A 14,424-nucleotide genomic window follows, 5' to 3' on the forward strand; every position below is an offset into this window, starting at 1 on the left:
TCAATCGTCGGAGTGTGCGATGACGCGATCGACCCGAACCACTCCGGCCCCGGACGGCTCGGACGCATCGCTCGCGCCGCGGAGGCGGTATCTCGCGGGCCCCGCCGCGCTGCTCGGCGGCGGCGCGAACGTGATCATGCAGTTGAGCACGGCCCCGGTCGGGCGCGGCGTGGTGGAAAGCACCGTCGACAGCGGTCGGTACAGCCTCCATCCCCGCAAACGCGGGCGCACCACGCTGACCTACCTCGCCGTGGCGATCCTGGGCGACGACGAGGACCGCGCGGCGTACCGCGCGGCCGCCGACACCTCGCACCGGCACGTGCGTTCGGGGCCGGACAGTCCGGTCGAATACAACGCCTTCGATCCGCGACTGCAATTGTGGGTCGCGGCGTGTATCTATCGGGGCGCTCTCGATTCGCTGACCTACCTGTGCGGACGCCTGGACGACGACTTCGCCGACGAGCTCGATCGCGAATCCCGTCGGTTCGGCACCACGTTGCAGATGCGTCCGGAGATGTGGCCCTCCGATCGCGCGGCCTTCGCCGAATACTGGGACGTGCGATTGGCGGAGATCTGCGTCGACGACGAGGTGCGGAGCTACCTGCTCGACCAGGTCGTCGATCTGGCGCCGTACACGCGCCGCGAACGTCTGGCGCTGCGGCGGGTCAACCGATTCTTCACGACGGGCTTTCTCCCGCAACAGTTCCGCGATCTGCTCGGCCTGTCGTGGGGCCCTCGCAGACAGCGGATCTTCGAACTGATCATGCGGGCGATCGGGGTGGTCCTGCGCGTGCTCCCCGAGCGGGTTCGGCTGTATCCGTTCGAGACCTACCTGCACGATATGCGCCGCCGCAGGGCGCTGGGCAAACCGCTGGTGTGAACAGCGGTGGAATTCGGTCTCCGAAAGAATGTCGGCTAACTTCCAACGTCGCTATTCGACATCGCTTGGTGTGAACAGCGGTGGAATTCGGTCTCCGAAAGAATGTCGGCTAACTTCCAACGTCGCTATTCGACATCGCTCAATGTCTTGCCGACATCGGCCAGGGTCATGGGTGAGCCGTAGTCGGTCCGGAACTTGTACAGCGGTGTGTTGCACCGGAAAAGGCCGGTGTCGGGTGTGAAATCGGCGGGCCGCCACCCCTCGGTCGTCGCCTGTTCGACGTTGAAACAACTCTTCGGCACGAGGGGATTGGACAGATCTATCCGGCCCTGGAGGCCGCCCGCCGTCCATGACGTCTCCGAGGACGCCGCGTCGTACACGCATCGGCGGGTGAGGTTGTCACCGCATTCGGCCGCCGACATCGCGAACAGCAGCCACGCCGAGATCGCGCGCAGCTGCGGGAAACTCATTCTGGTGTTGGGCGCGTACTCATCGAAAATGGCCTTGACCTGGTGGGTCGCGGTGACGGTCTCGGCCTTCTCGAACGGCACGACACCGCCGAGATCCGCGACATTGTTCTGGAAACCGATGGACGCGCCCGCGTCCTTGAGAAATGTGGGGGAGTAGTTGTTGTTGGTCGCGTCGATCCAGTCGGGTCGGTGGCCGAGCGTGGTGAGCGCCTGCTCGAGTTTCGCGAGTTGGCTGGGTTCGCCGTTGAAGACCAGGCCGCGCACACCCCTGTCCTTGATCGTCTGGGCGATCGGCATCCAATTCGTCATGCCGACGATGGGGTGCGGGTCGTCGTAGACGATCGTCGCCCCGAGCGCCTGGAAACTCTCCCTGCCCTTGTCGGCCAGCACCTTCGACACCGGGGAGTCGGCGGTGACGAAACCGATCTTTCCGATCGATTCGGGATAGGCCTCCTTGACCAGCCAGTGCCGGAAGCCGGTGTAGATATCGTGGCGCGGGAGCGCGGTGGGTGAGGCGCTGAACTCCAGATCGGCTCCCACGCTGCGTGGTTGGACCACCTGGGCGGGGAAACTCGGAAGCAGGCAGTTCAGTCGTTCCCGCACCCCGAGCGCGTCCAGTCCGGCCCCGCCGCCGACGATGGCGAAATCCTCGTCGCAGGATTGGAGCATGCGCTGTCGGACTTCGGTGAGGTTGGTGTCGCGGACCGCGACCTCGATCCTGCGGCCCTCTATGCCGCCGCGGGCATTGCACCAGGACGCGAATGCCATTGCCGCGTCGATGAACTCGGGATTCTTGGTGAATCCGAAGTCGGTGAACACGCCGACGCGGATGGTGTCGGCGGTGACTCCCCGGGTAGAGGCGCGCGTCGGTTTTCCGTCCCGGCACACCGGGCCGAGGTAACCGAATTCGCTCGACAGTGTCGATATCGGCGAATCGTCTTCCGCGAGTCCGGTGTTCGTCGTGCCACAGCCTGCGACCAACAGTGCCGACACCACAAGCACGAGAAGTCTTCGATTCATCCGCGCAGCCCGTTGCTCACACTGCACTTGCTACACCCCGCGCCCCCGTGATCGGAGCGTTTTCGAACAAATTCCCCCACTGGGGAAAATAGTGTCCGCTGATGTCTACCCGAACCGACTCCGGTCCTCGGAAGGGTTGGTTCAGGTGGTGCCCGCGCTCCTGCCCGAGGAGATCGTCACCGCCTCGCCGTTGAAGTGGCGTCCACGCTCGGAGGCCGGCAGCAATGCCACTTCGGCGATCTCGGCGGGGTCTATCCAGTCGGAATTGGGCGGACCGGAGGCCACCATCGCCATGATGTCGGCTCTCGTGGGATTGTCCTTCTTCGGCATGAGCTGTCGATTCCGGCATTGGCGACCAGGATGTCGATGCGACCGAACTCGTCGATCGCCCGCTCGGCGACCGCGTTCATCTGATCGCGGCTGCGAACATCGGCCTTGATCGCGACGCACCGACGGCCTGCCTTCTCGACCGATTCGACGGTCGCGGCGAGATCGTCCCCGGTGCCGAGCGGATACGGCACGGTCGCGATCTCCTCGTCGATATCGCATACGACGATGTCCGCGCCCGCGTTCGCCAGGGCGATCGCGTGCGCGCGACCCTGCCCCCGCGCGCCGCCGGTGATCACCGCTACGCGGTCGTCGAGTTCTCCCATGCTGAGCTCCTCATCGAGTCGGCCACGTCGCCGCCACGGCCGCGCTCACGAGTTCGTCGGCCGCGCCGGGCGATGCTGGCTGTACGAGCGTATAGCAGGGTGCTCGCCGATGTGGAGAATCCGCGCGCCGATTCTGTTGCGCGGCCGCGGTATGTGGGTCACGATCGGCGGATGGGAATGAAACGTGTGTCGGTTCTGACGGGCGCGGTGCTCGCCGCGGCCGCTCTGGGTTCCGGAATGGCCTCGGCCGCACCGCATTCGACGGATACGTCGCGAGCGGCCGTCGCCAGGGCCTACATCTATGCCCTCGTCTCACATGACGCGAGCGCGGTGCCCTTCGCGCCCGACGCGACACGGGTCGAAGCGGGTTTGCAGACCGGATACTCCGGGCCGCAACTCGCGAACGACCTCAATCACGGCGTGCAGTACCGGGTGATCCAGGGGATTCGGGATCTCACCATGGACGAGGCCGGTGATGTGGTCACCACCCGATATCTGCTCGATTCCGGCGTCGGGGGTGTCCGGCTGCTGACGGTGGAGATCACCGAGACGTTCGTCATTCCCGACGGGACGATCCACGCCATCACCGCCACCATCGTGCCGACCCTGGGCTGAGTCCCCGGATACGACAGTGCCTCCCCGCCTGACGGTGGGGAGGCACGTGTGTCGGTACGGATCAGTAGGCGCCGTTGACGTTGTCCATCGAACCGTAGCGGTGCGCGGCGTAGTTGCAGGCCGCGGTGATGTTGGCGACCGGGTCCCAGATGTCGAAGGGGGTGCCCTCGACGTGGTAGGCCTCGAACGTCGGGTCGATCACCTGGAGCAGGCCCTTGGACGGGATGCCCGCGGCGGCGTTGGAATCCCAGAGGTTGATGGCCTGGGGGTTGCCGCCGGATTCGCGCATCACGTTGCGGTGGATGCCGTCGTAGCTGCCGGGGATGCCGCGCACGGCCATGATGTCGAGCGCGTGGTGGATCCAGCCGTCGAGGTTGTCCGGGTAGATCGGGGCGGGCGGCGCGAGGAACGGCAGCCCGGGTAGCGCGGGGAGCGATGGCAGGCCCGGCAGTTCGGGAAGGCCGGGGATCGGGAAGTCGATCGGGGTCGCGGCGACCGGGGTGACACCCGCCGCAACGCTGTCGTCGGCCTGAGCGGTCACGGCGGAGCTGCCGAGGGCGATGACGCCTGCGGCGGCCACGGCGACGGCGACGCCGCTACGCAGCGACGGGAGACGGAAAGCGGGAAAGCGGGAATCAGGCATGTGCGAATCGGTTCCTTGATCGTGTCCGAAGGTGTTCGAGCCGGGTTCGGGCAGTGCTGATACGCGACGGAACTCGTCGATATGTCCCGTCCGAATCGGTGGTGCATATGCTGTTTTCGGATTTTGTTGTGAAGCAGGCGGCCTGCGCGCGACGCGGGGGAGGTGCCCGGTCGGTGCCGAGAGGTCCGCCGTCGCGGGGGAGAATGCGATCACGGCTCGTGCCGCCGGATTCTCCGATGACCGCGCTGTGCGAAACGCATCTGCCGTGCGGTCGTTTTCGAATATGTGTGGATTTACTTATCGGTCCAACCGAAGTTCGGGTTGTGCTCGACCGGATCTCAGCTTGATCACAATAGATTAATGTGAGATGAATGAAAGATGAACAGAAAGGATTAGCGATCTTGGAAAGCCCAGGTCATGTCCCATGAATCGGCGCGTATGCTGGGAGTTTGCCGATAAACCTTCTGTGACCGACACCACAGAAATAGAAGTCGAACCGTGATCTTCGGATCGCATTCCGGTAACCGGGCGTCGAGAGAATTCGTCCGGTGACTGCCGAACGCGCGATACCGGTTCGAGTCGAGCGGCGGTCGCCGTCGCGTGCCGGGCCGTCGCGGTCGGTGTCGACCGGAGGGCGGGCATCCGGGGAGGTCGAAGGCGACCGCGCCGGGAGAGGGGCGCGGGCGGAGTCGCCGACCGGCAACACGCCGTTGACGGGCCGTTCGCCCCCTTATCCGGGGATACGGGCGAGTAACAGTCGAACGCTGTGGGCAGATGACGAATAAAGGTGCAGACTACGCGGAACTGAGAAAATGAAACCCCCCGCGCCTGTCGACCGGGCCTACTGTGGAGGAAGGAGCGGCGAGTGTTCAGCCGCATCGCCATCGTCAATCGAGGAGAAGCCGCCATGCGGCTCATCCACGCCGTCCGGGATCTGGCCTCGGAGACCGGGCGACCGATCGAAACCGTCGCTCTTCATACCGATGTCGACCGCAACGCGACATTCGTGCGTGAAGCCGATATCGCCTACGACATCGGTCCGGCCGCCGCGCGTCCGTACCTGGACCTGAAAGCGCTGAAGACCGCCTTGCTCGAGACCGGCGCCGACGCGGCGTGGGTCGGCTGGGGTTTCGTGGCCGAGGATCCGGCGTTCGCGGAACTGTGCGAGCAGATCGGGGTCACCTTCGTCGGCCCGAGCCCGGAGGCCATGCGCAAACTCGGCGACAAGATCGGCGCGAAGCTGATCGCCGAGGAGGTCGGCGTGCCCGTCGCGCCGTGGAGTCGCGGCGCGGTCGAGACCGTCGAGGACGCGCTGGCGGCCGCGGCGCAGGTCGGCTATCCGCTGATGCTGAAGGCGACCGCGGGCGGCGGTGGCCGCGGCATCCGGGTCATCACCAACGCGGACGAACTCGTCGACGCCTACGAGCGCACCCGGCAGGAAGCCGCGCGCGCCTTCGGCAGCGGCGTGGTGTTCCTGGAGAGGCTGGTCACCGGCGCCAGGCACGTCGAGGTCCAGGTGATCGCCGACGGTCAGGGCACCGCGTGGGCGCTGGGCGTGCGCGACTGCTCGGTGCAGCGGCGCAACCAGAAAGTCATCGAGGAGTCGGCCTCGCCCGTGCTGCGCGCAGACCAGGTGGCCGACCTCAAGGCCTCGGCCGAGCGGCTGGCGATCGCGGTCGATTACTGCGGCGCCGCGACCGTCGAATTCCTCTACCACCCCGGCGACGAGCTGTTCGCCTTCCTCGAGGTCAACACCCGCCTCCAGGTCGAGCACCCGATCACCGAGTACACCACCGGCTTCGATCTCGTGCGCGCCCAGCTGACGGTGGCCTCCGGCGGCAGGCTCGAGGGCGAGCCGCCCGCCGAACGCGGCCACGCTATCGAGGCCAGGCTCAACGCCGAGGATCCGGATCGCGATTTCGCGCCCGCCCCCGGCCGCATCGTCCGCCTGGATCTGCCCGCCGGGCCGGGCATCCGCGTCGACACCGGTGTCAGCGAGGGCGATGTCATTCCCGCCGACTTCGACTCCATGATCGCCAAGATCATCGCCTACGGCCGCGACCGCGACGAGGCGCTGGGCAGGTTGCGCCGGGCCGTGGCGCAGACCCGGGTGGTCATCGAGGGCGGCGCGACCAACAAGAGTTTCGTCCTCGACCTGCTGAACCAGCCCGAGGTGATCGACGCCAGCGCCGACACCGGCTGGATCGACCGGGTGCGCGGCGAGGGACGGTTGGTCTCGCACCAGCATTCCGCCATCGCGCTGGCGGCCGCCGCCATCGACGCCTACGAGGAAGAGGAACGGGCCGAGCGGCACCGGCTGCTCTCCACCGCCTCCGGCGGCCGTCCGCAGGTGCAGCACGAGAGCGGCCGTCCGCTCGATCTCAAACTGCGCGGCGCGGGTTACCGCGTGCGGGTCGCCCGGATCGGCGCGCACCGCTTCCGGATCGGCATCGAGGCGGGCGGCGAGGTCCACACCGCCGACGTCGATCTCGAGCGTTTCGACCGGCACACCGGCCAGATCGTGGTCAACGGCACCCGATACCGCCTGATCACCGGCACGCACGGGCCGATCCATCTGGTCGACGTCGACGGTGTCGCGCATCGCGTCAGCCGTGACGAGGGCGGCGTCGTCCGCTCGCCCGCACCCGCGCTCGTCGTCGCCACGCCGCTCGCGGTCGGCGCCGAGGTCGAGGCGGGCGCACCGATTCTCGTGCTCGAGAGCATGAAGATGGAGACGGTGCTGCGCGCGCCGTTCAAGGCGCGGCTCAAGGAATGCGTGGTCTCGGTCGGCAGTCAGGTGGAGACCGGTGCGCCGTTGATGCGGCTGGAACCGCTCGTCGACGACGCCGAGGCCGAGGACGTGGCGGCGTCCGGATCCGTCGAACTCGACCTGCCCGCCGGGTCGGCACGGGTCCGCCCGCACGAGACCACCGTGCGCGGTCAGGAAGACCTGCGCAGCCTGCTGCTCGGTTTCGACGTCGACCCGCACGACGACAGCCGGGTACTCGGCGACTACCTCGTCGTCCGCAAGGAGGCCATCGCGGACAACCGCAGGCCGCTGGGCGGGGAACTGGAACTCGTCGAGGTGTTCACCGACCTCGCCGACCTGAGCCACAACAGGACCTCCGGCGAGGACGGCGGCAACAGCCACGTCCACAGCTCCCGCGAGTACTTCCACACGTATCTGCAGAGCCTCGACGTCGAACGGGCCGGTGTGCCCGCCTCGTTCCAGGCCAAACTCGCCAAGGCGCTCGGCCACTACGGCGTCACCGATCTGGAACGCACCCCCGAACTCGAAGCCGCGGTCTTCCGCATCTTCCTGGCCCAGCAGCGCCCGTCGGCGACCGTCACGGTCATCACGACACTGCTGCGCGAATGGCTGACCGAGCCGGTGCCGGACCGGGCGCTGCGCGAGCCGGTCGGTCTGGGGCTGGAGCGGCTGGTTGCCGCGACGCAGGTGCGTTTCCCCGCGATCGCCGATCTCGCGCGCGGCGTGGTCTACGCCTGGTTCGGCCAGCCGCTGCTGCGGCGCAACCGTGCCCGCGTGTACACCAACGTCCGTAACCATCTGCGCCACTTGGACGCCGAGCCCACTTCGCCCGATCGCGCCGAGCGCGTCGCGGAGATGGTGAGCAGCACCGAGCCGCTGGTCCGCCTGCTCGGGCAGCGTCTGGTGCGCGGCAACCTCGACAACAGCGTCATGCTCGAGGTACTGACCCGCCGGTACTACGGCAACAAGGGTCTGCGCGATGTGCGCACCCGCGAGGTCGGCGGCTGCGCGTTCGTGATCGCCGAGCGCGACGGACTCAGCCTCGTCTCGACCGCGGTGAGCTTCGACGAACTCGACACGGCCGTACGCGGACTCATCGAGGTCGCGGGCAGCGCCGGGGTCGTCGACGCCGATATCTACCTCGGCTGGGAGCGCCAGCCCGACGATTTCGACGCCATGGCGGCGGCACTGCACGAGGTCTTCAGCGCGCACCTGCTGCCCGCCCAGGTACACCGGATCACCGCGACCGTCGCGGGCAGCGGCGGCGCGGTCATGCACCACCACTTCACCTTCCGCCGGTCGAGCACGGGCATGGTCGAGGAGCGGTTGATCCGCGGCCTGCACCCCTACATCGCCCAGCGCATGCAGATGGAGCGCCTGCGCAAATTCGACCTGACCCGTCTGCCGTCCTCCGACGACGACGAGATCTACCTGTTCCGCGCCGTCGCGAAGGAGAACCCTTCCGACGACCGCCTGATCGCGTTCGCGCAGGTGCGCGACCTGGCCGCGTTGCGCGAGCACGACGGCAGGCTGCTCGCCCTGCCGACGGCCGAGGCCACCATCGCCACCTGCCTCGACTCGATCCGCCGCGCGCAGTCGCGGCGGCCGTCGAACAAGCGGTTCAACACCAACCGCATCGTGATGTACATCTGGCCGCCGATCGACGTCACCCCCGCCGAGCTGGAGACCGTCGCCGGACACGTGCGGCCGACGACGGCGGGCGCGGGGCTCGAGGAGATCCTGCTCATCGCGCGCCAGGTCGACCGCAGGACCGGTGAACTGACCAAAGTCGAGATCCTGGTCTCCTTCGACGCCACCGGCAACACCCGGGTGCTCGTCGGCGAGCCGTCCGACGAGCCGGTCGAGCCGATCGACGCCTACCGCCAGAAGGTGCTGCGGGCCAGCAGCCGCAACACCGTCTACCCGTACGAATTGACCGGTCTGCTCGGTGATTTCGCCGAATACGATCTGGACGCCGACCACGCTCTGGTGCCGGTCGATCGGCCCAAGGGCCAGAACAAGGCGGCGATCGTCGCCGGTGTGGTCAGCACGCCGACCGAGCGCCATCCCGACGGTGTCAAGCGCGTCGTGCTGCTCGGCGATCCGACGAAATCCCTCGGCGCGCTGTCGGAACCGGAATGCCGTCGCATCATCGGCGCGCTCGATCTCGCCGATCGGCTGCGGCTGCCGCTGGAGTGGTACGCGCTGTCCTCGGGCGCCAGGATCTCGATGGAGTCGGGTACCGAGAACATGGACTGGGTGGCGGCAGCGCTCAAGCGGATCGTCGAATTCACCCAGGACGGCAACGAGATCAATATCGTCGTCACCGGCATCAACGTCGGCGCCCAGCCGTACTGGAACGCCGAGGCGACGATGCTCATGCACACCAAGGGAATCCTGGTGATGACGCCGGATTCCGCGATGGTGCTCACCGGCAAGCACGCGCTGGACTTCTCCGGTGGCGTGTCGGCCGAGGACAACTTCGGCATCGGCGGTTACGACCGGGTGATGGGCCCGAACGGTCAGGCGCAGTACTGGGCGCCGGATCTGAACGGCGCGCGCGAAGTCCTGATGTCGCACTACGACCACACCTACATCGCTCCCGGTGAGCAGGCGCCGCGGCGCGCGCGCACCGACGATCCGATCGACCGTGACGTCCGCGACTTCCCGCACGTCATCGAGGGCAGTGATTTCACGACCGTCGGCCAGATCTTCTCGGCGGCCTCGAATCCGGATCGTAAGAAGCCCTTCGACATCCGGACCGTCATGCGCGCCGTCGCCGACCAGGACCATCCGGTGCTGGAACGGTGGGCGGGCATGGCCGACGCCGAGACCGCGGTGGTGCAGGACGCGCACCTCGGCGGTATTCCGGTCTGCCTGCTCGGCATCGAATCCCAGGGTGTGCAGCGGCGCGGGTTCCCGTCCACCGACGGACCCGACACCTACACGGCGGGCACCTTGTTCCCGCGGTCGTCGAAGAAGGCCGCGCGGGCCATCAACGCGGCCAGCGACAATCGTCCGCTGGTGGTGCTGGCGAACCTGTCGGGCTTCGACGGCTCCCCGGAGTCGATGCGGAAACTGCAGCTGGAATACGGCGCCGAGATCGGCCGCGCGATCGTGAACTTCCGAGGTCCGATCGTTTTCTGCGTGATCTCCCGCTACCACGGCGGCGCGTTCGTCGTGTTCTCGAAGGCGCTGAACCCGAGCATGACCGTGCTCGCGCTGGAAGGTTCGTTCGCCTCGGTCCTGGGCGGCGCGCCGGCCGCCGCGGTGGTGTTCGCGGGCGAGGTCGACTCCCGCACCGCCGCCGATCCTCGGGTCCGTGACCTGGAAGCGGGCGTGTTGCACGCCACCGGCACCGACCGGGCGGCGCTCACCGCCGAACTCGACGGACTGCGGTCGTCGGTGCGTACCGAGAAACTCGGCGAGGTCGCCGCCGAATTCGACCGCGTGCACAATATCCAGCGCGCCGTCGAGGTGGGTTCGGTCGACGCGGTCATCCGCGCCGCCGAACTGCGTCCGCGCATCATCGAGTCCATCGAGGCTCACCTGGCAGGCTGATCGGCGAGCCGTCGACAAGGGCGGCCACCATCGGTTCGGTTCGTGTTCGTCTGTGACACGGCCGAATCGGAGGTGGCCGCCCTTTCGTCGTTGTCGGCGGTCCCGCGCGCCTGTCACATCGACAATGGCCGGTGCGGTACGAATACCGTGATCGAACAGTTCGGCTGCTTATTCGGATTCGTACACATCGCGGGGAATTCGCGGCGATCGCCGTGCGAATCCGTTGGTGAAAAGTTCCCATTCGACTATCACTCGACCGGAGCGTGATGAACCGCAAGCCTTCGTATGTTCTCGTCCTCATCAGCACCATGATCATCGCCTGCACCGGTCTCATCGGCGCCACGGCGGGTGCGGCACCGGGGGAGGTCGCCGCGGGCGGACTGCATATCGTCGCCGCGGTGGACTCGAATTCCGTGGTCCCCGCCGGTGATATCGCGATGAATGTCCCGTTCGTCCACTCGGTCAAGGTTTCCGGGGACTTCTCGGTCGTGATCGACGGCGCCGCACTGCGCGGCGGCGAGATCGTCGCCGGATATCTGATCGGCTGCGCGGTGGACATCTCCAATGGTATTTCTGTCGGTATCTCCCCGAGTGTGGCCGTCGGCGTCGGGATCGCCCCCTCGGTCGGCGTCGATTTCGGCGTCGATCTCGGTTTGGAGATCGACGCGCCGCCGACGGTCGGGATCGGCGCGGGCGTGAGTTTCGCCATTCAACCGTCCATCGCGATGGAAACGGGCCTCGCCGGTGAACTCGCGGTGAACCTGGCGCCGGGCACCGTCACGGCGGCGGTGATCGGTGCGACGGAACTGGACTCGGAAGTCGAGTTCCCCTACACCTTCGCCCACGGCAATACGCCGCTGAGCGTGAACGGGTGCATTTCCCCGGCCTCGGCCATGCCGTTCGTCACCGTGCGCGCCGACGCGAGGAACGCCACCGCCCAGACGACGGGGTACGGCGCCGCCTTCGGGTTCTGATCCTTCGGGTTCCGAGGCGTGCTTCAAGGACGTTCGGAGTCCTTGTTCGCGAGAATGTCCGGGCCGTAGGTCTTCTCGAGCAGGGTCCACGGGTCGGCGTAGTCGCCGCGTCCGTCGCGGCGGCGCTGCACGGCCATGAGCAGGCGGATGGCGGGCCGCAGGAGCGGGCCGAATGTTCGCAGCAGCAGCGTGCGGGAGCGTCCCCGGGAGTGGGCGATCCACTCCCGGGCCTCGGACCAGGTGTGCCGCTGGAAGTCCAGCAGTGCCTCGGACTCGGTGGTGTCGAACCAGCCGGTGAACGTCCATCCGCGATCGTCGGTGGGATCGCCGGGCAGACTCACCGACGGACCGAGGCGGCCGAGTCCGATGGACTGGGTCATGTCGTCCTCGAGTTCGCGCTGTAGCTTGCGGCAGGACTCGTCGCCCGCGATGAGCAGAGTCCTGCCACCGATACTGTCCGCGCGGTCCACCGCGTTGGCGAAGGCCAGGGCGACATCACGGGCGTCGACGGCGTGAATCCGGTTGTCCCTCGGTGTCGCTCGGATCAGGACCAGGTGGGTCCGGCCCGCACTCGACATCCCGTCGGGGGAGATGACCCCGCCCAATCGCAACACCGCGTACGGCAGGCCGCTTTCCTTTCCCGGATCCAGCGGGCCCGCTGGGTTGTGCATGCCTGTCAGTCCTCCCTGTCGGTCCGGTGCGCGCCGGGAACATGTCTGGTCATAGGGTGGACGGGTGAGCGGTGAAGCACGCGGGGTATCCGATGCCGCGGACGGCGACGCCGGGCCGCGTCGGCGCGGTCGGCCACGGCAGCTCAGTCTCGAGCGGATCGCCTCGGCGGCAAGGAAAGTCGCGCCGGAGGCGCTGACCATGCAGGCCGTCGCGGACGAACTCGGCGTCGACCCCAAAGCACTCAACTATCACGTCGGTGACCGTGAGGGCCTGCGCGAGCTGGTGGCGCTCGACATCTTCGAGACCGAACTCGCCCGTGTCGCCCTGCCGGTGGACCGTGAGTGGCGCGAGGTCGTGCGCTCGTATGCGGTGGCACTGCGTGACGCGGTCGTCCAGGTCGGCGTCCTGGCCTCCTCGGTCCGACTGTCCGGCGCACGAGGGCTCGGCACCCTCGCGCCGGTCGAGCGTGTGCTCGAAGCGCTGGTCGGTGCCGGTTTCGATATCCACGACGCGCGTATCGCGCTCACGCTGATCACGGAGACGAGTTTCTCGTCGGGGCTCAACGCGGTGCTGCTCGCACAGCACCGCGTGCATCCCGACGTCCCCGGCGTGCTCAGCGCGCTGGAGACGGTGGACGAACGCGAACTGCCCGTGTTGCGGGAGGTGATCGCCGACCAGGAAGCCGACGACGACCAACTCGATTTCAAGATGACCGTCATCCTGGACGGGCTCGATCGCCTGCTGATCCGCAAACGGGCGTCCGGGTAATCTCCGCTACCGGAGGTCGGCCATGGATTTGCCGACATCGGCCAGCGTCATGGGTGCACCGTAGTCGCCCTGGTATTCGTAGGGTGCGACATCGCAGCGGTAGAGACCGGTGTCGGGCCGGAAATCGGCGGGTTTCCAGCCGTCGGCCGTCGCCTGCTCGATATTGAAACAGCCGCTGGGCGCGTCGCGATTCGACAGGTTCACCGGCGCCTGCAATCCGCCCGCCGTCCACGCCTTCTCCGAGGAAGCCGCGTCGTAGACGCACCGGCGCGTGAGGTCGTCGCCGCAGCTCGCCGCGGATTTCGCGAAAAGCAGCCAGGCCGATATCGCCCGCAATTGCGGGAAGGTGATCTCGGTGCCGGGCGCGTACTTGTCGAACATGCTCTCGACCTGTTTCATCGCGGGCACGCTGTCGGCCTTCTCGAAGGGCACGACACCGCCGAGGTCGGCGACATTGTTCTGGAAACCGATCGAATTACTCGCCTCTTTCAGGAACGCGGGGGAGTAGTTGTTGTTGGTCGCGTCGATCCAGTCGAGCCGGTATTCGATCGACGTGAGCGCTTCCTCGAGTTTCGACAGCTGACGTGGTTCGCCGTTGAAGATCAGCCCACGCACGCCTTTCTCCTTGATCCCCTGTGCGAACGGAGCCCAGTTCGACACACCGGCGATCGGGTACAGGTCGTCGTAGACGATCGTGGCCCCCTGGGCACGGAAACTCTCCTTGCCCTTCTCTCCGAGCACTTTCGAGACCGGCGAATCAGCGCTGATGAAGCCGACCTTGCCGAGGGAATCCGGGTACGCCTCCGTGACCAGCCAGCGCCGGAATCCGGTGTAGCTGTCGTGGTGCGGGAGCGCGGTGGGCGAGGCGCTGATCTCGAGATCGGCGCCGACACTGCGTGCCTGGGCGACCTGGGCGGGGAAACTCGGAAGCAGGCAGGACAGTCGATCCTTCACGCCGAGCGCGTCGAGTCCGGATCCGCCGCCGACCAGGGCGAAATCGCCACGGCAGGCTTCGATCATGCGCTGGCGGACCTCGGTGAGATTCGTGTCGTGGATCGCGAGCTCGACGGTGCGCCCGCCGATCCCGCCGTGATCGTTGCACCACCCCGCGAAAACCTTCGCGGCGTCGATGAATTCGGGATTCTTGGTGAAACCGAGATCGCTGAAGACACCGATTTGTATGATGTCCGCCGTGACGCCCTGGGCGGAGGCCTTGGTGTGCTGGCCGCTACCGCACACCGTCCCGAGATCGCCGAATTCGCCGGTGCCCGTCGCGGTCGACGGTCCTTCGTCGTTCTGCTCGCCCCGTCCCGCGCATCCGGCGAGGAGCAGGGTCGAGACCGCGACGAGGACGATCAGCGCTCGATTCGGCGACATCCGCTTCGCCCGCCGCTGATA

Annotated in this window: 10 protein-coding genes; 5 read left to right on the top strand and 5 right to left on the bottom strand. The window is 67.2% G+C overall.

Going from position 1 to position 14,424, the window contains the following annotated elements:
* Positions 1 to 19 precede the first annotated feature (19 nt).
* The gene (locus OG225_RS08215) at positions 20 to 880 is read left to right on the top strand and encodes an oxygenase MpaB family protein (RefSeq protein ID WP_405181121.1); all 861 of its coding nucleotides are present in this window, start codon (positions 20 to 22) and stop codon (positions 878 to 880) included.
* Between the two features lie 125 nt (positions 881 to 1,005).
* On the opposite strand, the gene OG225_RS08220 is transcribed toward OG225_RS08215, so the two are convergent.
* Complete coding sequence (locus OG225_RS08220; RefSeq protein WP_405181122.1) at positions 1,006 to 2,343, bottom strand: ABC transporter substrate-binding protein; 1,338 nt, start codon at positions 2,341 to 2,343, stop codon at positions 1,006 to 1,008.
* Positions 2,344 to 2,621: 278 nt separating this feature from the next.
* Complete coding sequence (locus tag OG225_RS08225; protein WP_405181123.1) at positions 2,622 to 3,023, bottom strand: SDR family NAD(P)-dependent oxidoreductase; 402 nt, start codon at positions 3,021 to 3,023, stop codon at positions 2,622 to 2,624.
* A 171-nt stretch (positions 3,024 to 3,194) separates the two neighbouring features.
* Between OG225_RS08225 and OG225_RS08230 the strand changes: the two genes are divergently transcribed.
* Positions 3,195 to 3,638, top strand: a complete 444-nt coding sequence (locus OG225_RS08230) for a hypothetical protein (protein ID WP_405181124.1) — start codon at positions 3,195 to 3,197, stop codon at positions 3,636 to 3,638.
* A 61-nt stretch (positions 3,639 to 3,699) separates the two neighbouring features.
* Here the strand turns inward: OG225_RS08230 and OG225_RS08235 are convergent, their stop codons facing one another.
* Positions 3,700 to 4,281 carry a transglycosylase SLT domain-containing protein gene (locus OG225_RS08235; RefSeq protein WP_405181125.1) on the bottom strand — a complete coding sequence of 194 codons (582 nt, stop codon included), beginning with the start codon at positions 4,279 to 4,281 and terminating at the stop codon, positions 3,700 to 3,702.
* Positions 4,282 to 5,146: 865 nt separating this feature from the next.
* On the opposite strand from OG225_RS08235, the gene OG225_RS08240 reads away from it, so the two are divergent.
* Both OG225_RS08240 and OG225_RS08245 read left to right on the top strand, forming a co-directional pair.
* Positions 5,147 to 10,612, top strand: a complete 5,466-nt coding sequence (locus tag OG225_RS08240; protein ID WP_405181126.1) for a carboxyl transferase domain-containing protein — start codon at positions 5,147 to 5,149, stop codon at positions 10,610 to 10,612.
* Positions 10,613 to 10,878: 266 nt separating this feature from the next.
* The gene (locus tag OG225_RS08245) at positions 10,879 to 11,586 is read left to right on the top strand and encodes an MspA family porin (RefSeq protein ID WP_405181127.1); all 708 of its coding nucleotides are present in this window, start codon (positions 10,879 to 10,881) and stop codon (positions 11,584 to 11,586) included.
* A gap of 23 nt (positions 11,587 to 11,609) precedes the next feature.
* On the opposite strand, the gene OG225_RS08250 is transcribed toward OG225_RS08245, so the two are convergent.
* Positions 11,610 to 12,257, bottom strand: a complete 648-nt coding sequence (locus tag OG225_RS08250) for a hypothetical protein (RefSeq protein ID WP_405181128.1) — start codon at positions 12,255 to 12,257, stop codon at positions 11,610 to 11,612.
* 64 nt (positions 12,258 to 12,321) lie between these two features.
* On the opposite strand from OG225_RS08250, the gene OG225_RS08255 reads away from it, so the two are divergent.
* Positions 12,322 to 13,026, top strand: coding sequence for a TetR family transcriptional regulator (locus tag OG225_RS08255; protein WP_405181129.1), 705 nt, complete (start codon positions 12,322 to 12,324; stop codon positions 13,024 to 13,026).
* A 6-nt stretch (positions 13,027 to 13,032) separates the two neighbouring features.
* Here OG225_RS08255 and OG225_RS08260 read toward each other — a convergent pair whose 3' ends face one another.
* The gene (locus tag OG225_RS08260) at positions 13,033 to 14,403 is read right to left on the bottom strand and encodes an ABC transporter substrate-binding protein (RefSeq protein ID WP_405181130.1); all 1,371 of its coding nucleotides are present in this window, start codon (positions 14,401 to 14,403) and stop codon (positions 13,033 to 13,035) included.
* Positions 14,404 to 14,424: the final 21 nt, after the last annotated feature.

The organism is Nocardia sp. NBC_01377 (assembly GCF_045040005.1).
Classification (GTDB): Bacteria; Actinomycetota; Actinomycetes; order Mycobacteriales; family Mycobacteriaceae; genus Nocardia; species Nocardia noduli.